21 protein-coding genes and 1 pseudogene are annotated in these 25,115 nt (G+C 67.1%); 16 read left to right on the forward strand and 6 right to left on the reverse strand.

Features of this window, described 5'->3' with window-relative positions; genetic code table 11:
* Nucleotides 1-6 precede the first annotated feature (6 nt).
* The 5 genes and pseudogenes from mmsB to QW868_RS19650 all read left to right on the forward strand — a co-directional run.
* Nucleotides 7-915: pseudogene (gene mmsB / locus QW868_RS19630) on the forward strand (3-hydroxyisobutyrate dehydrogenase); the annotation flags it as partial.
* Nucleotides 915-2,645 (forward strand): AMP-binding protein, encoded by a 1,731-nt coding sequence (locus QW868_RS19635; RefSeq protein WP_316231245.1) that lies wholly within the window; start codon nucleotides 915-917, stop codon nucleotides 2,643-2,645. The pseudogene mmsB and the gene QW868_RS19635, both read left to right, overlap by 1 nt.
* Nucleotides 2,646-2,651: 6 nt before the next feature.
* A complete protein-coding gene (locus QW868_RS19640; protein ID WP_316231246.1) occupies nucleotides 2,652-3,128 on the forward strand; it encodes a MaoC family dehydratase in 477 nt (158 codons plus the stop codon).
* 127 nt (nucleotides 3,129-3,255) lie between these two features.
* On the forward strand, nucleotides 3,256-4,173 hold the full coding sequence (locus QW868_RS19645; protein ID WP_316180489.1) for an SDR family NAD(P)-dependent oxidoreductase: 918 nt from the start codon (nucleotides 3,256-3,258) through the stop codon (nucleotides 4,171-4,173).
* A gap of 130 nt (nucleotides 4,174-4,303) precedes the next feature.
* Nucleotides 4,304-5,560, forward strand: coding sequence for an NAD(P)/FAD-dependent oxidoreductase (locus tag QW868_RS19650; RefSeq protein WP_410051311.1), 1,257 nt, complete (start codon nucleotides 4,304-4,306; stop codon nucleotides 5,558-5,560).
* A gap of 141 nt (nucleotides 5,561-5,701) precedes the next feature.
* Here QW868_RS19650 and QW868_RS19655 read toward each other — a convergent pair whose 3' ends face one another.
* The 3 genes from QW868_RS19655 to QW868_RS19665 form a co-directional block, all read right to left on the reverse strand.
* Nucleotides 5,702-6,781, reverse strand: coding sequence for a D-TA family PLP-dependent enzyme (locus QW868_RS19655; protein WP_316231247.1), 1,080 nt, complete (start codon nucleotides 6,779-6,781; stop codon nucleotides 5,702-5,704).
* Between the two features lie 152 nt (nucleotides 6,782-6,933).
* On the reverse strand, nucleotides 6,934-8,745 hold the full coding sequence (locus QW868_RS19660) for an ABC-F family ATP-binding cassette domain-containing protein (RefSeq protein ID WP_315776847.1): 1,812 nt from the start codon (nucleotides 8,743-8,745) through the stop codon (nucleotides 6,934-6,936).
* Between the two features lie 4 nt (nucleotides 8,746-8,749).
* Nucleotides 8,750-9,244 carry a YaiI/YqxD family protein gene (locus QW868_RS19665; protein ID WP_315781022.1) on the reverse strand — a complete coding sequence of 165 codons (495 nt, stop codon included), beginning with the start codon at nucleotides 9,242-9,244 and terminating at the stop codon, nucleotides 8,750-8,752.
* Nucleotides 9,245-9,370: 126 nt separating this feature from the next.
* On the opposite strand from QW868_RS19665, the gene QW868_RS19670 reads away from it, so the two are divergent.
* Nucleotides 9,371-10,171 carry a hypothetical protein gene (locus QW868_RS19670; protein ID WP_315781020.1) on the forward strand — a complete coding sequence of 267 codons (801 nt, stop codon included), beginning with the start codon at nucleotides 9,371-9,373 and terminating at the stop codon, nucleotides 10,169-10,171.
* A 422-nt stretch (nucleotides 10,172-10,593) separates the two neighbouring features.
* Here QW868_RS19670 and QW868_RS19675 read toward each other — a convergent pair whose 3' ends face one another.
* Nucleotides 10,594-12,969 carry a xanthine dehydrogenase family protein molybdopterin-binding subunit gene (locus QW868_RS19675; RefSeq protein WP_315739169.1) on the reverse strand — a complete coding sequence of 792 codons (2,376 nt, stop codon included), beginning with the start codon at nucleotides 12,967-12,969 and terminating at the stop codon, nucleotides 10,594-10,596.
* A 200-nt stretch (nucleotides 12,970-13,169) separates the two neighbouring features.
* Between QW868_RS19675 and QW868_RS19680 the strand changes: the two genes are divergently transcribed.
* The 8 genes from QW868_RS19680 to QW868_RS19715 all read left to right on the forward strand — a co-directional run bounded on the left by QW868_RS19680 (nucleotide 13,170) and on the right by QW868_RS19715 (nucleotide 20,416).
* Entirely contained in the window at nucleotides 13,170-14,243 is a 1,074-nt protein-coding gene (locus tag QW868_RS19680) for a Ppx/GppA phosphatase family protein (protein WP_316231248.1), read from the forward strand.
* A 236-nt stretch (nucleotides 14,244-14,479) separates the two neighbouring features.
* Nucleotides 14,480-15,175 (forward strand): RlmE family RNA methyltransferase, encoded by a 696-nt coding sequence (locus QW868_RS19685; RefSeq protein ID WP_315781017.1) that lies wholly within the window; start codon nucleotides 14,480-14,482, stop codon nucleotides 15,173-15,175.
* Between the two features lie 100 nt (nucleotides 15,176-15,275).
* On the forward strand, nucleotides 15,276-15,554 hold the full coding sequence (locus QW868_RS19690; protein ID WP_315739173.1) for a DUF3551 domain-containing protein: 279 nt from the start codon (nucleotides 15,276-15,278) through the stop codon (nucleotides 15,552-15,554).
* 81 nt (nucleotides 15,555-15,635) lie between these two features.
* On the forward strand, nucleotides 15,636-15,995 hold the full coding sequence (locus QW868_RS19695) for a hypothetical protein (RefSeq protein ID WP_315739174.1): 360 nt from the start codon (nucleotides 15,636-15,638) through the stop codon (nucleotides 15,993-15,995).
* A gap of 168 nt (nucleotides 15,996-16,163) precedes the next feature.
* On the forward strand, nucleotides 16,164-17,132 hold the full coding sequence (locus tag QW868_RS19700; protein ID WP_316231249.1) for a Bug family tripartite tricarboxylate transporter substrate binding protein: 969 nt from the start codon (nucleotides 16,164-16,166) through the stop codon (nucleotides 17,130-17,132).
* Complete coding sequence (locus QW868_RS19705; RefSeq protein WP_315776840.1) at nucleotides 17,129-17,623, forward strand: tripartite tricarboxylate transporter TctB family protein; 495 nt, start codon at nucleotides 17,129-17,131, stop codon at nucleotides 17,621-17,623. Before QW868_RS19700 ends, QW868_RS19705 begins: the two co-directional genes overlap by 4 nt.
* A complete protein-coding gene (locus QW868_RS19710; RefSeq protein WP_315757907.1) occupies nucleotides 17,623-19,122 on the forward strand; it encodes a tripartite tricarboxylate transporter permease in 1,500 nt (499 codons plus the stop codon). Before QW868_RS19705 ends, QW868_RS19710 begins: the two co-directional genes overlap by 1 nt.
* A gap of 235 nt (nucleotides 19,123-19,357) precedes the next feature.
* Nucleotides 19,358-20,416 carry an acyltransferase gene (locus QW868_RS19715; protein WP_316231250.1) on the forward strand — a complete coding sequence of 353 codons (1,059 nt, stop codon included), beginning with the start codon at nucleotides 19,358-19,360 and terminating at the stop codon, nucleotides 20,414-20,416.
* Here QW868_RS19715 and QW868_RS19720 read toward each other — a convergent pair.
* Nucleotides 20,401-21,825 (reverse strand): O-antigen ligase domain-containing protein, encoded by a 1,425-nt coding sequence (locus QW868_RS19720; RefSeq protein ID WP_316231251.1) that lies wholly within the window; start codon nucleotides 21,823-21,825, stop codon nucleotides 20,401-20,403. The two genes, QW868_RS19715 and QW868_RS19720, sit on opposite strands and share 16 nt — an antisense overlap.
* Before the next feature lie 133 nt (nucleotides 21,826-21,958).
* Here QW868_RS19720 and QW868_RS19725 point away from each other — a divergent pair, with 133 nt between their 5' ends.
* Entirely contained in the window at nucleotides 21,959-23,152 is a 1,194-nt protein-coding gene (locus QW868_RS19725; RefSeq protein ID WP_316231252.1) for a sialate O-acetylesterase, read from the forward strand.
* A gap of 14 nt (nucleotides 23,153-23,166) precedes the next feature.
* Here QW868_RS19725 and QW868_RS19730 read toward each other — a convergent pair whose 3' ends face one another.
* Nucleotides 23,167-24,654, reverse strand: coding sequence for an MDR family MFS transporter (locus QW868_RS19730; protein ID WP_316231253.1), 1,488 nt, complete (start codon nucleotides 24,652-24,654; stop codon nucleotides 23,167-23,169).
* Between the two features lie 135 nt (nucleotides 24,655-24,789).
* Between QW868_RS19730 and QW868_RS19735 the strand changes: the two genes are divergently transcribed.
* Nucleotides 24,790-25,038, forward strand: coding sequence for a hypothetical protein (locus QW868_RS19735; RefSeq protein WP_315797695.1), 249 nt, complete (start codon nucleotides 24,790-24,792; stop codon nucleotides 25,036-25,038).
* Nucleotides 25,039-25,115 lie beyond the last annotated feature (77 nt).

The raw sequence follows: 25,115 nt of genomic DNA on the forward strand, positions 1-25,115 counted from the left end.
CAGGTCGAGGGGAGAGAACGAACCATGGCAACGATCGCAATCATCGGCCTCGGCAACATGGGCGGACCAATGGCCGCCAACCTGGTCAAGGCCGGCCACAAGGTGGTCGCGTTCGATCTGGTCGAGGCCTCGCGCGTCCAGGCCAGGGCCGATGGCGCCGAAATCGCCGACAGCGCCGTCGCCGCGGCCAAAAGCGCCGATGCCGTCGTCACCATGCTGCCGGCCGGCAAGCATGTGCTGGCGGTCTGGACCGAGGTCGTGCCGGCAATGACGAAGGGCGCGCTGATCATCGATTCCTCGACCATCGACGTCGAGAGCGCGCGCGCCGCGCATGCGCTGGCCGCGAAGCACGGCATCGCCGCCGTGGACGCGCCGGTGTCCGGGGGCACCGGCGGCGCCAAGGCCGCAACGCTCACCTTCATGTGCGGCGGCGAGGAAAGCGCGTTCGCTGCGGCCAAGCCGATCCTGGAGAAGATGGGCAAGAAGATCGTCCATTGCGGCGGCGCCGGCGCGGGGCAGGCGGCCAAGATCTGCAACAACATGATCCTTGGCATTTCGATGATCGCGGTGAGCGAGGCCTTTGCGCTCGGCGAGAAGCTCGGCCTGTCGCATCAGGCGCTGTTCGACGTCGCCTCGACCTCGTCAGGACAGTGCTGGTCGCTGACATCCTATTGCCCAGTGCCGGGCCCGGTGCCGGCCTCGCCGGCCAACAATGACTACAAGCCCGGTTTTGCGACCGCGCTGATGCTCAAGGACCTCACGCTGTCGCAGGACGCCGCCAAGGCCGCCGGCGCGGCGACCCCGCTTGGCCAGCACGCGCAGGAAATCTACAAGGCGTTCGAGGCCGCCGGCCATAGCGGCGTCGATTTTTCCGGGATCATTCAGCACGTTCGCAAGCTCGCCGGGACCATCTGATGACGACATTCAAGGACGCACGCGCGTTTCTGCTGGCGCATCGCACCGACTACGATGCGGCCGTGAAGGGTTTTCGCTGGCCCGATCCCGTCCCGTTCAACTGGGCGCTCGACTGGTTCGATGCCGAACTCGCATCTGATCCGGAGAGTCGCGAGCGGACGGCGCTATGGATCTTCGATGCCGCGCAGGACCGCCAGACCAAGCTGTCCTTCGCGGCGCTGTCGCACCGCTCCAACCAGGTCGCGAACTTCCTGCGCGCGCAGGGGCTGAAGCGTGGGGACCATCTGCTGCTGCTGCTCGGCAACGTCGTTCCGCTGTGGGAGACGATGCTGGCGGCGATGAAGCTCGGCGTCGTCGTGATCCCCGCGACCACGCTGCTGACGACCGACGAGCTGCGCGATCGTCTGGAGCGCGGCCGCGCCAAGGCCGTGGTCGCCGCGCAGGACCAGGTGGCGAAGTTCGCCGATCTCGGCGCCGATGATCTCGTCCGCATCGTCGTCGGCGCGCCGGCAGCGCCTGCCGGCTGGCTGCCGTTCGAGCAGGCGGCCGACGCGGCCGAGGCGTTCACGCCGGATGGGCCGACGCAGCCGGATGATCCGATGCTGCTGTATTTCACCTCGGGCACCACGGCCAAGCCGAAGCTGGTGCGGCACAGCCACCGCAGCTATCCGGTCGGCCATCTCTCGACCATGTACTGGCTCGGCCTGCAGCCGGACGACGTGCACCTCAACATCTCCTCGCCGGGCTGGGCCAAGCATGCCTGGAGCTGCTTCTTCTCGCCCTGGAATGCCGGCGCCACGGTATTCGTGGTCAATCAGCCGCGCTTCGACGCCAAGGGGCTGCTCGCGATCATCAAACGCTGCGGCGTCACGACGCTGTGCGCGCCACCCACGGTGTGGCGGCTGTTCATCCAGGAGCACCTCGCCGACTTCAAGGTCTCGTTGCGCGAGGCCTGCGGCGCCGGCGAGCCGCTCAATCCGGAGGTGATCGATCAGGTGCGTGCCGCCTGGGGGCTGACGATTCGCGACGGCTATGGCCAGACGGAAACCGCGGCCATCGTCGGCAACTCGCCGGGCCAGAAACTGAAGATCGGCTCGATGGGTCGGCCGCTGCCGGGCTATCGCGTCGAGGTCGCCGACATCGACGGCAATCTCGCCAGCGAAGGCGAGATCACGCTGGCGCTCACCGGCGAGCGTCCGGCCGGCCTGATGCAGGGCTATCAGGGCGACGACGGTAAGCTGTCCGGCGCCGATGGCACGCGCTACCGCACGGGTGACGTCGTGTTCCAGGACGGCGACGGCTATCTCACCTTCGTCGGCCGCTCCGACGACGTGTTCAAATCGTCCGACTACCGCATCTCGCCGTTCGAGCTGGAAAGCGTGCTGCTGGAGCATGAGGCCGTCGCCGAGGCTGCTGTTGTGCCGTCTCCGGATCCCATCCGTCTCGCCATCCCGAAAGCCTATGTGTTGCTGACGGCGGGCGCGGAGCGCTCGCGCGCCACGGCGCTGTCGATCTTCGTGCATCTTCAGGCGCGGCTGGCGCCGTTCAAGCGCATCCGCCGGCTCGAGCTCGTGAGCGAGCTGCCGAAGACGATCTCCGGAAAGATCCGCCGCGTGCAGCTGCGCCGGCTGGAGCATGAGGACGACCGCACGGATCATCTGCGCGGCACGGAGTTCAAGGAAGAGGATTTCCCGGAGCTGAAGACCAGGCCGTCCGGGCACGAGGTGTAGGAACGCATGAACCAGATCTGGAAGAAGCCGCCGATTTCGCTCGCAGCCTATCAGGCCATGGTGGGCCAGGAGATCGGCGTGTCGTCATGGCACGTGCTCGATCAGCAGCGCATCGACACCTATGCCGATGTGATCGAGGATCATCAATTCATCCATGTCGATCCGGAGAAAGCCAAGGCGACGCCGTTCGGCACCACGATCGCGCACGGATTCCTGACGATGTCGCTGTTGTCAGTGATGTCCTACGAGGTCATGCCGGCGATCGAGGGCACGGCGATGGGCGTCAATTACGGCTTCGACAAGCTGCGCTTCATCTCGCCGGTGAAATCGGGAAAGCGCGTGCGCGGCCGCTTCGTGCTGGCGGAAGCCACGCTGCGCAAGCCCAAGGAGTTGCAGTCGCGCACCCATGTCACGGTCGAGATCGAAGGCGAGGACAAGCCCGCGCTGGTCGCCGACTGGATCGGACTGATCTATCTCAGCTAACTCTCTTCGTCCCAACCCACCCCTCGTCATCGCCGGGCTTGACCCGGCGATCCATCTCACTGATGGAAAGTGATGGATGCCCGGGTCAAGCCCGGGCATGACGAGCCTAGAACCTAGGACAAACATCATGGCAATCAGATTCGACGGACGCGTCGCCATCGTCACCGGCGCAGGCAATGGTCTCGGACGCGCGCATGCGCTGGGACTGGCGAGCCGCGGCGCCAAGGTCGTGGTCAATGATTTCGGCGGCGCGCGCGACGGCACCGGCGGCTCGATGACCGCGGCGGAGACGGTGGTCGAAGAGATCCGCAAAGCCGGCGGCACCGCGATGGCTGACGGTGCCGACGTCTCGAATTTCGAACAGGTCACGGCGATGGTCGAGCGCGCAACCAAAGAGTGGGGCAGCGTCGACATCATGTGCGCCAATGCCGGAATCCTGCGCGACAAGTCGTTCGGCAAGATGGAGGTTGCCGATTTCGCCAAGGTGCTGGATGTGCATCTTGTCGGCAGCTTCTACTGCTGCAAGGCGGTGTGGAACGGCATGCGCGAGCGCAATTACGGCCGCATCGTGCTGACGACCTCGTCCTCGGGCCTGTTCGGCAATTTCGGGCAGGCCAACTACGGCGCGGCCAAGACCGGCATGGTCGGCCTCATGAACGTGCTGGCGGAGGAGGGCCGCAAGACCAACATCCGCGTCAACATCATCTCGCCGACGGCGGCGACGCGCATGACGGAGGAACTGCTGCCACCGCAGGCGCTGCAGCTGATGAAGCCGGAATCGATCACGCCGGCGGTCGAATATCTTCTCAGCGAGGAAGCGCCCACCCGCACCATCATGGGCGCCGGCGCCGGCTCGTTCGCGGTGATCAAGATCCTGGAGAGCGAGGGCATCAACCTGCCGCCGGAGGAGTGGACGCCGGACGCGATCGCCGCGCATTTTGCCGAGATCAGCGACATGTCGAAGGCGAGGGCGCTGCAGGGCGCATTCGAGCAGACGCAGAAATACGTCGGCCAGGCTGCGGCGCGGCTGGGGCTCAAGCTGTAAGTGCAAACTCGTAGGACCCTCATGGTGAGGAGCACGGCAAAGCCGTACGTCTCGAACCATGAGGCCGCGCACGGGCCTCATCCTTCGAGACGCGGCTTACAGCCGCTCCTCAGGATGAGGGGCTGAGTCGATGCCTGGAGATATCGTGTCGGACACGGCCAACCGCCTGCTCAACAAGGTCGCCGTCATCGGAGCCGGCCCGGCCGGGCTGATGGCGGCGGAGGTGTTGGCTGAGGGCGGTGCGGCCGTGACCGTCTACGATGCGATGCCGTCGGTGGCGCGTAAGTTTCTGATGGCCGGCCGCGGCGGCCTCAACCTCACCCATAGCGAAGAGCTGCCCGCCTTCCTGGCGCGCTACCGCGAGGCGGCGGCGTGGCTTGAGCCGGCGATCCGCGCGTTCCCGCCGCAGCGGCTGCGCGACTGGTGCGAGGCGCTGGGCGAGCCGACCTTCGTCGGCTCCTCCGGCCGCGTGTTTCCGAGGGCAATGAAAGCCTCGCCGCTGCTGCGCGCGTGGCTGCGCCGCCTCGATGCGCAGGGCGCGCGCGTCGAGTTGCGGCATCGCTGGACCGGCTGGGACGCGGACGGACATCTCACATTCGAGACGCCGGCGGGAGCGCGCGCGGTCGCCGCTGACGCTGTCGTGCTCGCGCTCGGCGGCGCCTCTTGGCCGCGGCTCGGGTCCGACGGCGGCTGGGTGCCGATCCTGGCGGCGAAGGGCGTCGCGATCGCGCCGCTGCGGCCGGCCAATTGCGGCTTCACCGTCGCCTGGTCGGACATCTTCCGCGATCGCTTCGAGGGCCAGCCGCTGAAGGGCATCGCGCTGTCGTTCGGTGATCGCGGCGTGCGCGGGGAGGCTGTCGTCACGCGCGATGGCATCGAGGGCGGCGCCGTTTATGCGCTGTCGGCCGAGCTGCGCGAGGCGATCGCGCTGACAGGGGGGGCGATCCTGCATGTCGCGCTGCGGCCCGACCTCGCGACAGCCGATCTCGTCACGCGGCTCTCGGCACCGCGCGGCAAGCAGTCGTTCTCGAACGTGCTGCGCAAGGCGGTGCAGTTGTCGCCGGTGGCGATCGGGCTGCTGCAGGAGGCGGCCAGGGCGCACGGCCTGTCACTCTCGTCGCTGCCGCCCGATCGTCTCGCGGCGCTGATCAATGCCGTGCCGCTGAAGCTGACGGGCACCGCCGGACTCGCCCGCGCCATCTCCAGCGCCGGCGGCATCGCGCATGACGAGCTTGACGCCGATTACATGCTCAAACGCCTGCCCGGTGTGTTCGCCGCCGGCGAGATGCTCGATTGGGAGGCCCCGACCGGCGGCTATCTGCTGCAAGCCTCGTTCGCGACCGGGGCCGCCGCGGGCAGGGGCGTCTTGAAGCGGCTCGAATTGTAGGGTGGGCAAAGCGAAGCGTGCCCACCATTGGCATTCGTACAAGAACGCGGTGGGCACGACGCTTCGCGCCTTTGCCCACCCTACAGATTTCTCGTCATCGTCGCTTCGCTCCTCGCAGTGACGCTGCGAGAGAGCTTCGTCCTACCGCAGCTTGCCCCGCGCCGCGACCGGCAACGTGCCCAGGATCTCCTCGCCGCGGACCATCACGACCTCGTCCATCATGTTGACGACGACGCAGACGTGGTTGGGGATGATGCGCACGACGTCGCCGACATTGGGGCGGGTGTTGCTGCGGGAGAGATCGAGGAAGCCGTGCTCCTCGGCGAAGCGGGCGATCTTCGCTTCCGGGTGCTCCAGGATCAGGCCGTGGCCGTCGAGGCCGCCGGTGTCGGTGGTCAGCGTCTTCGAGCCGGCATCCAGAATGCCGCGCTCGGGCGCGGCGCGGCTGACGACGGTGGAGTAGATGTGCAGCGCGCAGTCGTCCCAGCTGGCGACACCGGCGGCGACCTGCATGCGGTCGTTGTAGATGTAGGTGCCGGGCCGGTGCTCGGTGGCGCCCTTGAGCTTGCCGAGATTCTTCAGGTTCGGCGAGCCGCCGGTCGAGACGATGGCCGCGTCCAACCCGTCGGCGCGGACGCCGGCCAGCGCCTCGTCATAGAACCGCTGCGCCTCGTCCCAGCCGGTCTCGGTCGGATACAGCATGAAGCCGGCGAAGCGCAGGCCGTCTGACGCTGCGATCTGGCGCGCGAGCTGGATCGCTTCCGTCGGCGTCTCGACGCCGGCGCGCTTGCGCCCGGTGTCGCATTCGACCACGACCGACAGCGTGCAGCCGGATTGCTTTGCCGCCTGCGGCAGGCCGGAGATCACGGTCGCGTTGTCGGCGGCAACCGTCATGTTGGCCTTGGCTTGCAGCGCGGCGAGGCGCGCCATCTTTTCCTCGCCGATCAGGTTGTAGCTGATCAGGATATCGGCGATGCCGGCATCCGCCATGATCTCAGCCTCGCCGATCTTCTGGCAGGTGATGCCCTGCGCGCCCGCCTCGATCTGCAGCTTGGCAAGCACCGGGCTCTTGTGGGTCTTGATGTGCGGGCGGTTGGCGACGCCGGCGGCTTCGCATTGCGTCTGGATGCGCGCGATGTTGCGCTCAACTCTGTCCATGTCGATGACGGCGCAGGGCGTGCCGTAGTCCCTGGCGATCTTGGCGGCGAGCGGGGTGGTCATGTCATTTACTCCATATAGCCGTCATTGCGAGGAGCGAAGCGACGAAGCAATCCAGAGTCACGACTGCAGCCCTGGATTGCTTCCGCCGTCGCCCTTCGGGCTATGGCGGACATGTCGCTTCGCTCGCAATGACGAAGTGATTTCGATGAACGTCACGCGCCCTCGATCTCCTCGCGCAGCACTTCGAGCTCCAACCAGCGGTCTTCGGCGGCGGTGAGCTCGGCTTGCGCAGTGGCGATCGCGAGGGAGGCGGCGTCGAATTTCTTGCGGTCTTTCGCATACAGCGCGGGGTCGGCGAGCACGGCCTGCTGCTTGGCGATCTCGGCTTGCAGCTTGGCGATCGTCTTCGGCAAGGTCTCCAGTGCGTGCTTCTCGTTGAAGGAGAGCTTGCGCTTCGGCGCGCTCGCAGGCGCCGCGGCCGCGTGCTTGGTTTCCTTCTTCTCCTCGGCCGCCTTGGCATGCTGGCGCTTCAGGTCGGCGCCGCGCTGCGCCAGCATGTCGCTGTAGCCGCCTGCGTATTCCTGCCATTTGCCGTTGCCCTCGGGGACGATCACCGAGGTGACCACGCGATCGAGGAAGTCGCGGTCGTGGCTGATCAGGATCACCGTGCCCTCGTAGTCGCCGAGCATGTCCTCGAGCACGTCGAGTGTCTCCAAGTCGAGATCGTTGGTCGGCTCGTCCAGCACCAGCAGGTTCGATGGCTTGGCCAGCGCGCGCGCCAGCATCAGCCGGCCGCGCTCGCCCCCGGAGAGCACTTCGAGCGGCGTGCGCATCTGCTCGCGCGAGAACAGGAAGTCCTCCATGTAGCCGACGACGTGCTTCGGCTTGCCGGCCACCATGACGTGATCGCCGCGGCCGCCGGTCAGCGCTTCGGCGAGCGTCGTCCGGGGATCGAGGCTCTCGCGGTGCTGGTCGAGCGTCGCCGTCTCCAGATTGACGCCGAGCCGGATGCTGCCGCTGTCCGGCTCGCTGCCGCCGGTGAGCAGGTTGACCAGCGTGGTCTTGCCGGCGCCGTTGGGGCCGACGATGCCGATGCGGTCGCCGCGCTGGATGCGGATGGAGAAGTTGTCGACGATCTTGCGATCACCATAGCTCTTCGATGCGCCCTTCGCTTCGATCACCAGCTTGCCGGACTTGTCGGCCTCGGCCGCGGCGAGGTTGGCGGCGCCCGCCGTGCCGCGATAGTCGCGGCGCTGCTGGCGCAGCGCATGCAGATTGGCGAGCCGTTTGACGTTGCGCTTGCGGCGGCCGGAGACGCCGTAGCGCAGCCAGTGCTCTTCGTTGACGATCTTGCGGTCGAGCTTGTGCTGCTCGCGTTCTTCCTCCGCCAGCACCTCGTCGCGCCACGCCTCGAACGCCGCAAAGCCGCGGTCGATCTGCCTGATCTGGCCGCGGTCGAGCCACGCTGTCGCGCGGGACAGATTGGTGAGGAAACGACGATCGTGACTGATCAGCACCAGCGCCGAGCTTCGGCCGTCGAGCTCGTTCTCCAGCCACTCGATGGTCGTGAGGTCGAGGTGGTTGGTCGGCTCGTCCAGCAGCAGGATGTCGGGGTTGGGCGCAAGCACGCGCGCCAGCGCCGCGCGGCGCGCCTCGCCGCCGGAGACATGCGCGGGATCCTCTTCTCCAGTCAGTCCGAGCTGCTCGACGAGATAGCGCGCCTGATAGTGATCGTCGCCCGGGCCGAGCCCGGCCTCGACATAGGACAGCGTGGTGGCATGGCCGGAGAAATCCGGCTCCTGCGGCAGATAGCGAACCGTGGCACCCGGCTGCACGAAGCGGGTGCCGCTGTCGCATTCGACGAGGCCGGCGGCGATCTTGAGCAGCGTCGACTTGCCGGAGCCGTTGCGGCCGATCAGGCAGACGCGCTCGCCGGGCGAGACCGACAGTTCGACGCCCTGCAGCAGCGCGGTGCCGCCGAAGGTCAGGCGGATGTCTTTGAGTTGGATGAGAGGCGGCGCCATATCTCTAGCTTTGCTGCTGGACCCGCGCCGCGCGCTGGCGCTGCAGGCGGCGGATCGTGGTATCGAGGGTGGAGAGGAAGGTCGAGCGGTCGCGCGGCGTGAACGAGCGCGGGCCGCCGGTTACCTCGCCCGATGACCGCAGATCGGTCATGAGGTTGCGCACAGCGAGCGTCATGCCGATCGACTCCTCGGTGAACGGCTTGCCGTTCGGTGCGATCACGGCGCTGCCGGCCTTGACGCAGCGGCTCGCCAGCGGAATGTCCGCGGTGACGACGATGTCGTCGGCGCCGGCGCGCTCTGCGATCCAGTCATCCGCGGCATCCATGCCGCTGCCGGCCGCCACGCGCGTGATCAACGGATCCTCCGGCACGCGGATGAAGCCGCCGGCGACGACGATCACCGGCAGACCGTGCCGGATCGCGACGCGGTAGATCTCGTCCTTCACCGGGCAGGCGTCGGCGTCGACATAGATGTTGATCGGGGCGGTTTCGGTCGTCATCGGGCCATCGGTTGGAATGGTCCGGTTGGTACTCCATCGCAGCGGGAATTGCGAGCCAAACGCGCCGCTTGCCACGGCCTTTCCGGCCGCTACCATCGGCCAAAAATGGGGCAACGGGAGGCAAGGATGGCAGACGGAATCGCGGCGTATGCGGTCGAGGCGTTCAACACGGCCAAGCAGTCCGAGAACAAGATGCACGACGACAGCGTGGCCCGGCGGTTCGGCTTTGCCGGCGGCCTCGTGCCCGGCGTCGAGGTGCTGGCCTATATGCTGCATCAGCCGGTCGCGCGCTGGGGGCGGGCGTTCTTGGAACGTGGGCTGATCGAGGCGCGGTTCACCAAGCCGGTCTATGACGGCGAGATCGCCGAGGTCAGGGCGGAGGAGGTCGGCGACGGGCTCCGCCTGGAGGTGACGAGTAAAGGCGAGATCTGCGCCACCGGTTCCGCGTCGTTGCCGGCGGCGGCGCCCGACGTGGTGCTGGCCGGCTATCGCGATGTTCCGCCAGCAGCGGTGCGGTCGGCGATCGGCGCAGACTCGTTCGCCGTCGGCAGCTGGCTGGGCACTGCGCCACGCGCCTGGCCGGGGCAGGCGGCGACGGCCTATCTCGCCGAGATCCGCGAGCGCGATCCGATCTATTCCAGCGAGCGGCTCGGTCATCCCGGCATGCTGCAGCGGGTGATGAACCGCCTGCTGGTCGACAACATCGTGCTCGGTCCGTGGATTCACGTCGGCAGCCGCATGCAGCTGCTGTCGGCGATTGCCGAAACCGACGAGATCACCGCGCGTGGCCGGGTGGTCGCGAACTACGAGAAGAAGGGGCACCGCTTCGTCGAGATCGATGCGCTGGTGGTGGCGAACGGCACGCGGCCGCTGGCGCACTGCCACCATGTGGCGATCTACCAGCCGCGCGCGCAGGCGGCGGCGTAGCGGACTGGCAAGAGGCACGCGGCCTCCCTACATTCGGCCGTCATGCCCGCGAAGGCGGGCATCCAGTACGCCGCGGCGGCTCAGGTCGATCACAGCCGCCAGCTACGTCTCCGGGCTAAATACTTCGCGGACGATGACAGGGGTTGCGGGATGCCGCTTGCCCGAAACTCCGTCATTGCGAGCGCAGCGAAGCAATCCAGAGTCCCGCCCACCACCCTGGATTGCTTCGCTGCGCTCGCAATGACGCTGTCTTCCAACAATCAGCCGTCATGTTCGGGCTTGTCCCCTACGCGGCCGAAGCCGCATTGGCGCGGCCGTCCACGTCGTTCATCGCCTGGGGCTCGTGGATGGCCGGGTCAAGCCCGGCCATGACGGAGGAGAGGGCGGGGCTATCACTCAGTACCTGACGAAGGCGGCGTCGCTCACGCCGCGGTCTTCGCCTTGCCGTCCTGGATCGCGCGCCAGAGCTTCTCGGTGGTCAGCGGCATGTCGAGATGCTTCACACCGTAATCCGACAGTGCGTCGATCACCGCATTGATCACACTCGCCATCGAGCCGGCGCAGCCGGCCTCGCCGCAGCCCTTGGTGCCCAGGGGATTGCTCTTGGCGGGCACCGGATGGTTGTCCACCGTCATCATCGGCACATCGGAGGCGCGCGGCAGCGCGTAGTCCATCAGCGAGCCGGTGATCGGCTGGCCGCTCTCGTCGTAGCGCAGATGCTCCATCAGCGCCTGGCCGATGCCCTGGGCGACGCCACCATGCAGCTGGCCGGCGACGATCATCGGATTGATCACCGTGCCGAAGTCGTTGATTGCGGTATACGCGACGATCTGCGCGACGCCGGTGTCCGGCTCGATCTCGACCTCGCAGACGTGGCAGCCATTGGGGAAGGTCGACTCCGTGACCGTCGAGTTGTGGTCGACGTCGAGCGAGGCCGGCACGCCCTCGGGCATCTTGCCGTCGCGTAGGCGGCGCGCTAGCTCCATGACGTCGATGCTGCGGTCGGTGCCGGCGATGGTGAACTGGCCGTCTGCGAACTCGATGTCGGCTTCCGAGGCTTCGAGCAGATGCGCCGCCGCCTGCTTGCCCTTGGCAATGACGAGCTGCGAGGACTCGACGATTGCCTGGCCGGTCGCGGTGATCGAGCGCGAGCCGCCGGTGCCGTTGCCGAACCGCACGAGATCGGAATCGCTCTGCTCCAGCCTGATCTTCTCGAAGGGCACGCCGAGTTGCGCCGACAAGACCTGCGAGAACGGGGTCGCGTGGCCCTGGCCGTAATCGAGCGTGCCGGTCGTCAGGGTCACTCCGCCATCGGCGTCGAAGGTGATCTTGCCGAGTTCGCCTGACGGCGGCGCGGTGACCTCGAGATAGGAGCCGACGGCGATACCGCGCAGCTTGCCGTTCTTGCGGCTCTCGCGCTTGCGCTTGGCGAAGCCGGCGTAGTCGGAGACCTGCAGCGCCTTCTCGAACACCGCGGCGAAGTCGCCGGAGTCGTAGGTCACGCCCGACGCGGCCGGGAACGGCATCTGGCTCGGCTTGATGAAGTTGCGCTTGCGGATGGTGAGACGGTCGATGCCCATCTCGCGCGCGGCGGTGTCGATCAGCCGCTCCATGAAGTAGTTCGCCTCGGGGCGGCCGGCGCCGCGATAGGCGCCCATCAGGGTGACGTTGGTGAGCACGGTCTTGATGTCGACGCCCAGCAGCGGCGTCTTGTAGACGCTGGCGAGGTTCTTGCCGGTGTTGAGCGACAGCGGCAGCGGCGCCACGCCCATGATGTAGGCGCCGAGATTGCCGTAGCCGGACAGCCTGACAGCGAGGAACTTGCCGTCGGCGTCGAGCGCCAGCTCGCCATGGATGATCTGGTCGCGACCCTGGCTGTCGGACAGGAAGGCGGTGGTGCGCTCGTCGCGCCACTTCACGGGACGGCCGAGCTGCTTGGCTGCATGCAGGATGCAGACGTATTCGGGATAGGAGACGTTCTTCATCCCGAAGGAGCCGCCGACATTGGTGGTGAGGATGCGGACCTTGTCCGGTGCGACGTTGAGGATCTTGGCCAGCGTCGCCTTGTTGCCGGACACGCCCTGGGTCGGCACCTGCAAGGTGAAGCGCTCGGTCTTGCCGTCGAACGCGGCGAGCGCCACGCGCGGCTCCATCGACACCACGGCGACGCGGGTGTTGACGATGTCGAGCTTGGTGACGTGCGCGGCCTTGGCGAAGGCCTCTTCGATCTTGGCCGTGTCGCCGTAATGATAGTCGAGCGCGACGTTGTTGGGGATATGGTCATAGAGCTGCGGCGCGCCGGGCTTGGCGGCTTCCTCGGCATTGGTGACCGCGGGCAGGGGCTCGATGTCGACCTCGACCGCCTCGGCCGCGTCGCGGGCCTGGGCCGCGGTCTCCGCCACCACGAACGCGACGGGGTCGCCGACGAAGCGCACCTTGTCGGTGACGAGCGCCGGCCGGTTGGTCTGCAGCAGCGGCGAGCCGTCCCGGCCCTTCAGTGGCAGGCCGCAGGTGAACGGGCCATAGTTGGCTCCGGCGAGGTCGGCTCCAGTCCACACCCCGAGCACGCCGGGCATGGCCTTGGCGGCCGCGGTGTCGATCCTCTTGATGATGCCATGGGCGTGGCTGGAGCGCACGATCCAGGCATGGGCCTGGCCGGGCAGGTTGAAATCGTCGGTATATTTGCCGTGACCGCGCACCAGCGTGTCGTCCTCCTTGCGCCGGACCGGCTGCCCGACGCCGAATTTCTGCAGCGCGATCGCGTTTTCGAGGGAGGCCGGGACGGTGTGATCTTGCATGAATGAGGACCCAAGAGGCTGGATTGGTCGCAAATGCGGGCTGTTCCCAGATAGTGCAGCGCCCGCGGCCGGACAACGGTTGATTAGGAATGGTGCATCACGCCTGACGGAGGGGCTGTTGCGCCGGCGCTATCCACTGATAATGTCTCACGAAAGAGAACTTCCATCTGGGCCGGTTCGGCCAGCGGAAAGACATTTGAATGATCAATGACACGCGGCTGCGGGAGAGTCCCACGCCGCGCGGGAACCTGGAGCCCGGCTTGCGTCCGGGTCTGGACGTCGCGACGCCTTCCTGCGCCAGCAATGGCAGCAGCGTCTACGCGGCCCTGGACCTCGGAACCAACAATTGCCGGCTCCTGATCGCCTGTCCTTCGGGCGACAGTTTCCGCGTGGTCGACTCCTTCTCGCGCATTGTCCGGCTGGGCGAGGGCATCTCGACCACCGGCTGCATCAGCGATGCGGCGATGGATCGGGCCATCGCCGCGCTCAGCATCTGCCGGGACAAGATCCAATCCAAGAAGGCCAGCCGCCTGCGTCTGATCGCGACCGAGGCCTGCCGCGCCGCCTCCAATGCGGAGGGGTTCCGCAGCCGGGTGGCGGCGGAGACCGGCATCGAGCTCGAGGTGATCGACCGCGAGACCGAGGCGGCGCTGGCCGTCAAGGGCTGCGCGCCGCTACTGGATCCAGGCGGGCGCGGGGCCATCCTGTTCGACATTGGCGGCGGCTCCAGCGAGCTGGTGCGGATCGAGCGCGATCCGGCAGACCGCAACGCCGAGCCGAGGATCAAGGCCTGGATGTCGATCCCGCTCGGCGTCGTGACGCTGGCCGAACGCTTCGGCGGCCGCGACGTGACGTCAGAGATCTATGCCGCCATGGTCGAGGCCGTGGCCGAGCATGTCGGGCCGTTCGCGGCCGAGAACGGCGGCGACCTCTCCGGCATGCACCTGCTCGGCACCTCCGGCACCGTGACGACGCTCGGCGGCATTCATCTCAACCTCGCGCGTTACGATCGGCGCCGGGTCGATGGCATCTGGATCAACGATGCCGACATCACGACGACGATCGCCAAGCTGCTGGCGATGAGCTACCAGGAGCGCGCCGAGAACAACTGCATCAGCATCGACCGTGCCGACCTCGTGCTCGCGGGCTGCGCCATTCTCGACGCGATTCGCCTGGCGTTTCCGTTGCCGCGGCTGCGCGTCGCCGATCGCGGCCTGCGCGAGGGCATGCTGGTCGAGATGATGCGCGAAGACGGTGCGCTGCGCACGGCGTAGCGACTTTACCCTCCCCTGGAGGGGGAGGGGCGTCTCACATGGAGCGCAGCGCAATGTGAGACGGGGTGGGGTGAGTTCCACGAGCAGTCTTCGTGTGGCTCACCCCACCCCGATCGCTCGCTTCGCTCCCGATCGACCCTCCCCCTCCAGGGGAGGGTGACCTTTGTAGTTCCGCCAGACCTCGAGCATGGACGGATTTTCGCCTCCCGCGTCTGGTCACGACGACCGAGAAACACATGGCAAAAGACACGACCGGCCGCATGCATGTGCAGGTCAAGACCGGAGGCAAGCGAAAGCTCTCCTCGAAACTCTGGCTGGAGCGCCAGCTCAACGATCCCTATGTCGTCCAGGCCAAGCGCGACGGCTATCGCTCGCGCGCGGCCTACAAGCTGCTCGAGATCGATGACAAATACCGGCTGCTCAAGCCCGGCATGACGGTGGTCGATCTCGGCGCCGCACCCGGCGGCTGGAGCCAGATCGCGGCGCGTCGGGTCGGGGCCGAAGCCGGGAAGGGCAAGGTGATCGCGATCGATCTGCTGGAGATGGGCGAGATCCCCGGCGTCACCTTCGCCCAGCTCGACTTCCATGCCCAGGATGCGCCCGAAAAGCTCCGCGCGATGCTCGGCGGGCGTGCCGACGTGGTGATGTCGGACATGGCGGCCAACACCACCGGCCACCGCAAGACCGACCAGCTGCGCATCGTCGGTCTCGTCGAACTCGCCGCGCATTTCGCCAGCGAGGTGCTCAAGCCGGGTGGCAGCTTTCTCGCCAAGACGTTCCAGAGCGGCGCCGATGCCGACTTGATGGCGCAGCTCAAGCGCGATTACGCCAGCGTCCGCCACGTCAAGCCGGCGGCGAGCCGGCAGGATTCGTCGGAGCGCTACGTGCTGGCGATGGGGTTCCGCGGCGGAGAGCAGGCCGACCTGCTGTAACGGCGTCATTGCGACCGGCCCGCGCCGGCGATACAGAGCAGATGCAACAAGGTCTCGGGAATCGGCTTGGGCCGACGAGACCCGTTCCGGAGGTCCCGAAATGCGTGTCCTGACCTGCAGCGCTGTCGCGGTCGCTTTGATGGTGGGCTCGGCCATATCGGGGCCGGCTCACGCCCAGGCCTACGATCCGCGCTATCCCGTGTGCATGAAGGTCTATGAGGGCGGCCGGTTTGGCGGTGGCGAGTGGATCGACTGCAGCTACACGTCGCTGCCGCAATGTCGCGCGACGGCGTCGGGCCGTGCGGCGATGTGCGACCTCAATCCCTTCTACGCCCCGCCGTCGCCTCCGCCGCGCCGCGCGCATCGGCGGCATCGCTGAAACATTTCATGACGGAACGGCCGTTGCCGTGCCGCAATCGAACTGAAGATTCGAGACCCTCGTACCCATCGGGCTGCCGTGATGCCGCATCGTTTCATCGTCGCGATCGTGATGCTTCTGCTGCTGGTCCCCGCGATCGCGACCGCCGCGCCGTCGCACAAGCGCAAGGCGCACCGTTGGCAGGGCTATGGCTTCCTGCCCGGCTACAAGCAGCCGCCCAACAACAGCCTGCCGCTCTATGCCGACAAGGAGGCCATGCGCAACGGGCCGCGCGGCAGCCGCCGCCATTGGTATATCGACGGCACGCCGAAATACATGCTCTACAACGGCGAGTGGCACTATTTCGGCCAGCCAGGCTTCTATCGCGGCCATTATAATGGCGGCAGCTTCGGCCCGTGCTGGACGCGGACGCCAGTGGGGATGGTCTGGACTTGCGGTTAGGCCGCTCCTCCCACAACCGTCTCGTCCTCCCAGGGCTGCTGCTGCAACGCGGGCGACGGCGCGAGCAATCCCGTCTGGACAGAGGCCGCATTTCCCGCTGAAATGCCGCTCGTGAGGGGCAAGAGAAGAAACGCGAGCCGTTCGTTCGGCCGACCGTGGAGGACCGCTTTGAATTCGTTCTGTACGCGCCTGTTCGGCGCCGTCGTCGCTTTGACCTTCCTTGCCGGTGCTCCGGCCTTCGCCCAGCAGCTCGAGCTGAAGGTGATGGCGCCGGCCGCGCCCGGCGGCGGCTGGGACCAGACCGCGCGGGCCATGCAGCAGGCCTTCGTGGCGTCGGGCGTGGCGCGCAGCGTCCAGGTTACCAACGTGGCGGGGGCGGGCGGCACCGTCGGCATCGCGCAGTTCGTCAACGGCGCCAAGGGCGACGGCAACCAGCTGATGGTCAACGGCTTCGTCATGGTCGGCGCGCTCGCCATGAACAAGTCGCCGGTGACATTGGAGCAGGTGACGCCGATCGCGCGGCTGACCGAGGAGATCCAGGTCATCGTCGTGCCCGCGAACTCGCCGATCAAGACGGCGCAGGATCTCGCCGCGGCGCTGAAGGCCGACATCGCCAAGGTCACCTTCGCCGGCGGCTCGGCCGGCGGCGTCGATCACGTGATGGCGGCGCTGTTCGCCGGCGCCGTCGGCGCCGACGCCAAGAAGGTCAACTACATCCCGTTCTCGGGCGGCGGCGAGTCGCTGGCGGCGATCCTCGGCGGCAAGGTCACGGCGGGCATTTCCGGCCTGTCGGAATACGACGGGCAGATCAAGAGCGGCAAGCTGCGCGCCATCGGTGTGTCCTCGGAGAAACGCATTCCAGGGGTCGACATCCCAACCTTCAAGGAGCAGGGCATCGATCTCGTGCTCGCCAATTGGCGCTCGGTGGTCGCGGCGCCCGGCATAACGCCGGAGCAGAAGAAGACGCTCAGCGAGGCCGTCGAGAAGATGGTGAAGTCGGATGCGTGGAAGGAGATCCTGAAGCAGAAGGGCTGGGATGACGCCTATCTTCCGGGTGATGCGTTCGCTGACTTCCTGAAAAAGGAGAACGTCCGCGTCACCGACGTGTTGAAGTCGGTCGGCCTCGTCAAGTCATGACGACGGAGAGTGCCGGCACCGAGACACCCGCCTCGGGAGGCGTCGACAAGGCCGGCATCGTCATTGCGGCGCTGCTGGCGGCTGTCGCACTCGTGCTTGTCTATGACGCCAATCAGATCCCGGCGACCACGATGTACGGCATGGGCCCGCAGGTCATGCCGGTCGTGATCGCGATCGGGCTCGGCATTCTTGCACTGGCCAATCTGATCGATGCCCTCAGAGGCAACCTGCCGCCGCGCGAGAGCTCCGATCCGAAGGCGGTGCTGTTGATCCTCGCCGGCCTTGCGCTCTTGATCGCGATCATCGGCTTCGGTGGCGGCTTCATCCTGGCGACCACCGCGCTGTTCGTGACGACGTCGGCCGCGTTCGGCCGGCGCGCCTTCGTCACCGATCTCGTCATCGGCGCGGTGCTGACGACGCTGATCTATCTCGCATTCGACCGCCTCCTCACCCTGAGCCTTCCCGCCGGTCCGCTCGAAAGACTGCTCTGATGGACACCTTTGCCGCGCTCGCGCATGGGATGGCGATCGCCGTCCAGCCCATGAACCTGCTCTATGCGCTGGTCGGCGTGTTCCTCGGCACCGCCGTCGGCGTGCTGCCGGGCATCGGGCCGGCGCTCACCGTCGCGCTGCTGCTGCCCGTGACCTACAAGCTCGATCCCGGCGGTTCGCTGATCATGTTCGCCGGCATCTATTATGGCGGCATGTATGGCGGATCCACCACCGCGATCCTGATCAACACCCCCGGCGAGAGCGCCTCGATGGCGACCGCGCTCGAGGGCAACAAGATGGCCAAGGCCGGCCGCGGCGGCCCGGCGCTGGCGACGGCGGCAATCGGCTCGTTCGTCGCGGGCACCATCGCCACCATCGGACTCGCGTTCCTGTCGCCGTATCTCGTCGACATCGCCGTGCGCTTCGGTCCGGAGGACTACTTCGCGCTGATGTGCGTCGCCTTCGTCACGGTGTCCGCGACGTTCGGCGATTCACCGATCCGCGGCCTCACCAGCCTGTTCATCGGCCTGACGCTCGGCCTGATCGGCATCGACAAACTGACGGGACAGGCGCGGCTCGCCTTCGGCGTGCCGGAGCTGCTCGATGGCGTCGAGGTGACGACCTTGGCGGTCGGCCTGTTCGCGGTCGGCGAGGCGCTCTACGTCGCCTCGCGCCGGCACCATAGCGAGGAGAAGATCGAGGCCATCAAGGGCTCGCTGTGGATGACGCGCGAGGATTGGAAGCGGTCGTGGAAGCCGTGGCTGCGCGGCACGATGTTCGGCTTTCCGATCGGCGCGCTGCCGGCCGGTGGGGCGGAGATCCCCACCTTCCTGTCCTATTCGACCGAGCGACGGCTGACCAAATATCCCGATCAGTTCGGCAAGGGCGCGATCGAGGGCGTCGCCGGTCCTGAGGCCGCCAACAACGCCTCCGCCGCGGGCACGCTGGTGCCGCTGCTGACCCTCGGCCTGCCCACCTCGGCGACCGCCGCGATGATGCTCGCCGGCTTCCAGCAATATGGCCTCAATCCGGGCCCGCTGCTGTTCGCCGAGCGGCCCGACCTGGTCTGGGGCCTGATCGCCAGCCTGTTCATCGCCAACACGATGCTGCTGGTGCTCAACCTGCCGCTGGTCGGTCTGTGGGTGAAGCTGCTCGCGATCCCGACACCCTGGCTCTACGCGGGCATCCTCGTGTTCGCCACGATGGGGACGATCGCCGCAAAGCCGTCCGTGGTCGAATTGTCGATGCTGGCCGGCTTCGGCGTGCTCGGCTTCCTGATGCGCCGCTTCGATTTCCCGATTGCGCCGGTCGTGGTCGGGCTCATCCTCGGGCCGATCGCCGAGAGCCAGTTGCGGCGGGCGCTCGCGATCAGCCTCGGCGATCCCATGACCCTGCTGCAGTCGCCGATCTCTGCAACGCTGCTGGTCGTCGCGCTGATTGCGCTCGTCGCGCCGTTCGTCCTCAAGGGACTCGGGCGCTTCAAGGCGAATGAGGATTGAGTGTGGCGCGCAAGCCGAACCGCGCCACCTCTGGTCGCGATCCCCGGCGTAGCCGGCAGCCATCCGGCAGAGGCTTATCGGTTGGTTAAGACTAACGCGAGAATACCCCCGATGTCCTGGTAGGCGCCGACGGCGCTGCAAAGCCGGCTGCGCTATGACTTGGATGAATGCGGCGCTGACTTCGCAGGATCGCAAACCGGACGCGGGCTGCGCGACAGGGTAGGACATATCGGGCGTGGAGGCTGGAACGCAGAGGGCAACGGCTGACACCGCGCGCACGGCGTGGATCGATTTCGCGCGCGGCCTCGGCGTCATCCTGGTCGTGTACGGTCACGTGCTTGGCGGTCTGGTGCGCCCGGGCATCTTCCCGGACGGAGCCGTCGCGCGCTGGATGGACTACACGCTGTACACGTTCCACATGCCGCTGTTCTTCTTCCTGGCCGGCTTGAACGTGCAGCACAGCTTGCGGCGCGGCGCGCGTCCCTTCCTCACGTCCAAGCTCTGGACCATCGCCTATCCCTACGTGCTGTGGTCGTTGATCCAGGGCGGGATCACGATGCTGCTGGCACGGGATGCCAACATCCCGATCCATCCCGGCGATCTCGCCGCGATCTGGTATCGTCCGATCGCGCAGTTCTGGTTCCTCTACGCGTTGATGATCTGCCACGTGATCGCGGTGCTGGTCCCGTCGCGGACGGTCTTGATCACGCTCGCGCTGGCCGGGCTCTGCGTGTTCCTCACGCTGCCGATCCGGCCTGACCTCGCGCTCACCCTGCATCATCTGCCGTTCTACGTTGCGGGCGTCTACGGTGTTCGCGTGGTGGCGGAATGGCGGCCGTTCGGCTGGTCCTTCATGGCCGTGATCGGGATTGCGTTTGCGGCCGCAGTGGCGTTGGGCGGCCGGCTGTCCGGCATGGACGCCAACGGGCTCGCCTCCCTGCCGGCCTGTGTGCTCGGGATCGCCGGCACGGTCGGGCTCTGCAAGCTGCTTGCCCCGGCGCGTCATCGCTGGCTTGCGGCCGCAGGCGTCGCGTCGATGACGATCTATGTCCTGCACATCCTCAGCGGCTCGGGCATGCGCATCATCATGCTCAAGCTGCACATCCCGCCATCGCCATGGGTCTATCTGTTGGCCGGGACGGTGGCCGGTGTCGTGCTTCCTCTGATGGCGCACGCCATCCTGCAGCGGCTGCATCTGCTGCCGGTCTTCGGGCTTGCACCGCCGGCCTCCCGCAAGCCGCAGGCCGCAGCGATCGCGCCGCGCGTTGCAACGTCCGATCAGGCGCCGGCCTGATGCTGCTGAGCGGCGACGGTGCGCCGTGCGCCGCCGGCCATCTGGTCGAGCGGACAGGCCATGGCGACGAGCATCCAGAACAGCGCCGAGACCTCGCCGGAGGAGATGCTGGTCAGCGGCAGCTGGATCAGCAGCGCACTGATGGCGAGCGCGCCGAGCACGGCGCCCTCGCGCGTCGGCATCCGCCAGGCGGCACCGGTGGCGGCGAGCCCAACCCAGACATAGGCCGCGAGGCAGATCAGTCCGACCGGAATGCCCATCGTCACCCAGCTTGCGATGATCTGCCCGTCGATCGGCATCGCGCCGGCGACGCCGACGTCCGTGATGGTGAAGCCAGATCCCAGGACCATGCTGTTCGGCGCATTCCACAGCGTGACGAACTCATCCAACCGCTCGCTGCCGCTGCTGTCCTGCGACACGCTGCCGAGCGATTCCAGACGGGAGGTGATGACCTCCGCGAACGGCGTGAACATGACGGTGACGATCACCGCGCCGACCAGTCCGCCCGTGATCGATACGGCCCGACGCCGCGTCGCGGGGAACAACATGCAGAACAGCACGCCCACCGCGAGCGTGATCCAGCTGGTGCGGTAGAGCGACAGCAACAGGCCGAGCGCCGCCGGCGCCATCGCCGCCAGTGCCAGCCATCCCGGGCGCAGGAAACCCACCAGCAGCAGGCCCGTGGCCGTGAAGGTCGCGTAGCTGGCCGGGCCGTTCATCGTGCTGAACACGCGCACCATGTAGGGCAGCGGATAGCCGGCCGAGGTGATGCTGGCGTTCACCATCCAGAACCGATCCCAGCCTTGCGGATCGACATATTGCCAGATGCCGTAGAGGCCGGTGAGCGGCAGCACCAGCAGGAACACGCGCGTGATGGCATCGAGCAGGGCGCCGTCGGATTGCGCCCGCTGCTGCAGGGCGATCGCATAGAGTACGGGCGCGGCCCATTTCATTCCGCCATTGGCGGCGTTGAACCAGTCGTTCTGGAAGATCGAAAGCGCGCCGCCATAGACGATGCAGGCGAGGATGATGAGCGGCGCCACGAGCCAGGGATTGCCCGGCCTGTCCTTGTCCGAGGGCGAGAGCACCAGACTCGGAACTGGCGCGATGATGAACAGCAGCGGGCCGCTCAGCATGACGCCGGACGAATCGAATCCTGCGGAGATGTCGACCAGGCGGCGCACGAAAGGAGCGAAGGCGAACATCAGGATCGCCGACTGAACGTGGGCTTCGGGGCTGCGACGCCACGCGAACCAGCCGGCGACCGCGCAGCCGAGCACGAAGGCCGGCCTGACAAGGCCGCCGAGTGCCGGGACGGCAAGCGCCGTCGCTGCCAGGAGAAGCGCGGACGGCCAACAGTTCATCGCCATCGCCGCGAGCGGCTGCGGGTCGATTCGGCTCTCTTTCATGAAGTCGGACTATAATGGAAAACCCGCGCTCCCGACGCATGTTCGAACGAGGCCGTGTCGCGCGCATGGCTGGGAAGTCAGGGGCCCGGCGCCTGAGGCGGCCGTCAAACGAGGCGAAGGAAGTGATCCGAACATGATGCGACGCGCAATCGCGGCCACGCTTGTCGGTGCGTGGTTGGCCGTCTCGTTGACTGCCACGGCAGGAGCTGCGGAGGTGCTGCCGGCTCGCGACGTCTGCCAGCCGACAACCTCTGCCAGGTCACGCGACGGCAATTGCGTTCCCTGCGCCGTCGGACCGATCTCGACCCGCCCAGGCTTCCTGGCGCTGTTGGAGCAGGTACGCACGCGGCGCGCCGCCTTTGCCGACATCGACCGTCGCATCGACGGCGCGAGCAGCGACCCGGAGGTGCAGAGCCTGCTGCAGGGACGCAACCTTGCCCTTGCGCTGTACGGTTCTGACGCGGATTTCATCGCGGGCGGCAACGCCTCGCGCTGTCTCATGGGGGACAACGAGGCTGCGCGTGCCAGGGCGACGCCAATTGCCTGCGACGCCATTCCGCGCGAGGGGCTGGTGGTGCTTCTGACCGCGGGCCAGTCGAACATCTCCAACACCGGCGCGCCCGATCAGAGTGGCCGGCTCTATCAGCCTCACAACCGGTTCTACAATTTCGACCGCTTCGACGGCCGCTGCTACGTGGCGCGCAATCCATTGCTGGGAACGCCGGGCGGGGGCGAGAACGTCGCCACCCGGCTGGGCGACGAATTGATCGATCGCGGGCTGGCGAAGACGGTGCTGATTGCGCCGGTGGCGATCGGCGGCACCTATCTGGAGGAGTGGCGCGCCCGCGGCGGCAAGTATTTCGAGGTGCTGCTCGCAACCATCGCCGGCCTGCGCGACGCCGGTCTCGAGCCGAGCGCGGTGCTCTGGCATCAGGGCGAGTCCAACGCCTTCGCCTTCTCGACCAACGGGGCGGAGGACGGCACGCATCTGCAAGTCACTGCGAAGATGAAGGAGGCGGGACGGCTGTCGTACTTGCGGAACGATCTCGAGATCGTTGCCGGGCTGCGCGCGGCCGACGTGACGGCGCCGATCTTCGTCGCTACGGCAACGCTCTGCGGCAGCGTTCCCGACGAGATCATCCGGTCGGCACAGGCCGCCGTGCCGAACCCGGCGCTCGGCGTCTATCTGGGCCCGGATACCGACCAGATCGGGTCTACGCTGCGCCATGACGGCTGCCATATGAGCCGTGCCGGCACGGAGCTGCACGCGCGGATGTGGGCGGATCGCCTCGCCGAGTTCTGGAAGTCCGGCGCGAGGAGACCTTGACCGGAGAACGATCGCTACCCCAGCCGCTGATCCCGCACGTCCTGCGTGGTCTCGCTCGCCGATTTCCTGGCGGCCTTCTCCGCGCCCTTCTCAGCGCCCTTGCGGCTCGCGATCGCAGCCACCTTACGGCCTGAGATCTCTCTGCCGGCGTCATCCGGCATCTGCCAGAACAGGATCGACGACAGCGCCGAGGTGATGGCGACGACAATGAAGGCGGGCGCGAAGGACGACGCGGTGAGCTGGCTCGCCCCGTGCATCCACATCGTGGTCTCCACCGAGAACGCGCCGACCGCGACGCCGGCGGAGATCGCGAGCTGCTGGTTGACGCTGGTGAGCGTGGTGGCGCGGCTCATTTGCGCAGTCTCGACCTCGGCATAGGCGACGGTGTTGATCGCGGTGAACTGCAACGAGCGGAAGAAGCCGCCGACCACGAGAATGATCAGGATCAGCAGCAGCGGCGTCGCCGGCGTGAACAGCGCGCAGGCGGCGAGGAAGACCGAGCTGACGACGGCGTTGACCGTCATCAGATGGCGGAAGCCGAAGGCGCGGATGAGGCGCGCGGCCAGCGCCTTCATGCCCATCGCGCCGGCCGAGGAGCCGAAGGTGACGAGGCCGGACTGGAACGGCGACAGGCCGAAGCCGAGCTGCATCAAGAGCGGCAGCAGGAAAGGCAGTGCGCCGATGCCGAGCCGGAACATGAAGCCGCCGACGATCGAGGCGCGCAGGGTCGGCAGTCGCAGCAGCGAGAAGTCGAGCACCGGAGAGTTGGTGCGCCAGGAGTGGCGGACGTAGAGCGTCATCGAGATCGCGCCGATCGCGACGAGACTGCCGACCACCGACCATGGCAGCAAATTGAGGCCGGCGACGGAGAGGCCGAAGGCGAGACCGGCGAGGCCGATGCCCGCGAGCACCATGCCGGTGAGATCGAACGGCTCGGGGTTCTCGCTCTTGATCGGATCGATGAAGCGCAGCGCCATGATGATGCCGACGATGCCGATCGGGATGTTGATCAGAAAGATCCAGTGCCAGGAGAAATAGGTGGTGATGAAGCCGCCGACCGGCGGCCCGATCACCGGGCCGATCAGCGCGGGAATGGTGACCCAGGCCATCGCGCCGACCAGCGCGCTCTTGTCGACGGAACGCAAGAGAACGAGACGCCCGACCGGCGTCATCATCGCGCCGCCCATGCCCTGCAGGATGCGGGCGAACACGAAGTTCTCGACCGAGTTGGCAAAGGCGCAGCCGATCGAGCCGATCATGAACACGAAGACGGCGCTCGAGAACACGCGTCGCGCGCCGAAGCGGTCGGCGGTCCAGCCGCTGGCCGGGATGAACACCGCCAGCGACAGCAGATAGGAGGTGATGGCGAGCTTCAAGGTCAGCGGGCTGGTGCCGATGTCCCTGGCGATCGCCGGCAGCGAGGTCGCGATCACCGTAGAGTCCATGTTCTCCATGAACAGGGCGGTGGCGACGATCAGCGGAATGACGCGTTGCTTGTTCATCGGAGGTCGGCGGCGGGGGAGGGCAGGCGGGCGGTGCGGCTTTAACACCCTGCGACGAACGAGGCCATTGCGCTGCTGGCATGGCCCCCTAAATGCAGCGCGACGCTGTCGCGTCCCGTTGTTGGAGATGTGCCGATGATCTACCTGCTCGCCGCTCTGGTGCCGCCGCTGGGCCTGCTGCTCAACGGGCAGCCGTTTGCGGCGGTGTTCAACTTGCTGCTCTGCGTGGTGTGCCTGGTCCTCGGCCTGTTCTTCCACGTGCTGCTGCTGGTGCCCTCGGCTCACGCGCTGATCGCCGTGCACATGCGGCGGGAGGACCGGCGGCACCGCGAGGTGGTCGACGCGATCCGGCGCTACGGCCCGCCGCCGGGAGCCTGGCGCTGAGGCGCGGGTCCGGAGGCGAGCGGAATTTCTGCTCCGGATTCAGGGTATTCACGATCTTTTATTGCGCGCGGCACGCG

Origin of the sequence: Bradyrhizobium sp. SZCCHNR1051 (assembly GCF_032489615.1) — a bacterium.
Classification (GTDB): Bacteria; Pseudomonadota; Alphaproteobacteria; order Rhizobiales; family Xanthobacteraceae; genus Bradyrhizobium.

Bases quoted from the DNA above. Each gene is read 5' to 3' on its own strand.
- QW868_RS19705 (WP_315776840.1), top strand. From the start codon at position 17,129: ATGACGACGGAGAGTGCCGGCACCGAGACACCCGCCTCGGGAGGCGTC.
- QW868_RS19650 (WP_410051311.1), top strand. From the start codon at position 4,304: ATGCCTGGAGATATCGTGTCGGACACGGCCAACCGCCTGCTCAACAAG.
- QW868_RS19725 (WP_316231252.1), top strand. From the start codon at position 21,959: ATGATGCGACGCGCAATCGCGGCCACGCTTGTCGGTGCGTGGTTGGCC.
- QW868_RS19660 (WP_315776847.1), bottom strand. From the start codon at position 8,745: ATGGCGCCGCCTCTCATCCAACTCAAAGACATCCGCCTGACCTTCGGC.
- QW868_RS19710 (WP_315757907.1), top strand. From the start codon at position 17,623: ATGGACACCTTTGCCGCGCTCGCGCATGGGATGGCGATCGCCGTCCAG.
- QW868_RS19670 (WP_315781020.1), top strand. From the start codon at position 9,371: ATGGCAGACGGAATCGCGGCGTATGCGGTCGAGGCGTTCAACACGGCC.
- QW868_RS19685 (WP_315781017.1), top strand. From the start codon at position 14,480: ATGGCAAAAGACACGACCGGCCGCATGCATGTGCAGGTCAAGACCGGA.
- QW868_RS19695 (WP_315739174.1), top strand. From the start codon at position 15,636: ATGCCGCATCGTTTCATCGTCGCGATCGTGATGCTTCTGCTGCTGGTC.
- QW868_RS19690 (WP_315739173.1), top strand. From the start codon at position 15,276: ATGCGTGTCCTGACCTGCAGCGCTGTCGCGGTCGCTTTGATGGTGGGC.
- QW868_RS19655 (WP_316231247.1), bottom strand. From the start codon at position 6,781: ATGACCACCCCGCTCGCCGCCAAGATCGCCAGGGACTACGGCACGCCC.
- QW868_RS19730 (WP_316231253.1), bottom strand. From the start codon at position 24,654: ATGAACAAGCAACGCGTCATTCCGCTGATCGTCGCCACCGCCCTGTTC.
- QW868_RS19665 (WP_315781022.1), bottom strand. From the start codon at position 9,244: ATGACGACCGAAACCGCCCCGATCAACATCTATGTCGACGCCGACGCC.
- QW868_RS19675 (WP_315739169.1), bottom strand. From the start codon at position 12,969: ATGCAAGATCACACCGTCCCGGCCTCCCTCGAAAACGCGATCGCGCTG.
- QW868_RS19720 (WP_316231251.1), bottom strand. From the start codon at position 21,825: ATGAAAGAGAGCCGAATCGACCCGCAGCCGCTCGCGGCGATGGCGATG.
- QW868_RS19635 (WP_316231245.1), top strand. From the start codon at position 915: ATGACGACATTCAAGGACGCACGCGCGTTTCTGCTGGCGCATCGCACC.
- QW868_RS19645 (WP_316180489.1), top strand. From the start codon at position 3,256: ATGGCAATCAGATTCGACGGACGCGTCGCCATCGTCACCGGCGCAGGC.
- QW868_RS19680 (WP_316231248.1), top strand. From the start codon at position 13,170: ATGATCAATGACACGCGGCTGCGGGAGAGTCCCACGCCGCGCGGGAAC.
- QW868_RS19735 (WP_315797695.1), top strand. From the start codon at position 24,790: ATGATCTACCTGCTCGCCGCTCTGGTGCCGCCGCTGGGCCTGCTGCTC.
- QW868_RS19640 (WP_316231246.1), top strand. From the start codon at position 2,652: ATGAACCAGATCTGGAAGAAGCCGCCGATTTCGCTCGCAGCCTATCAG.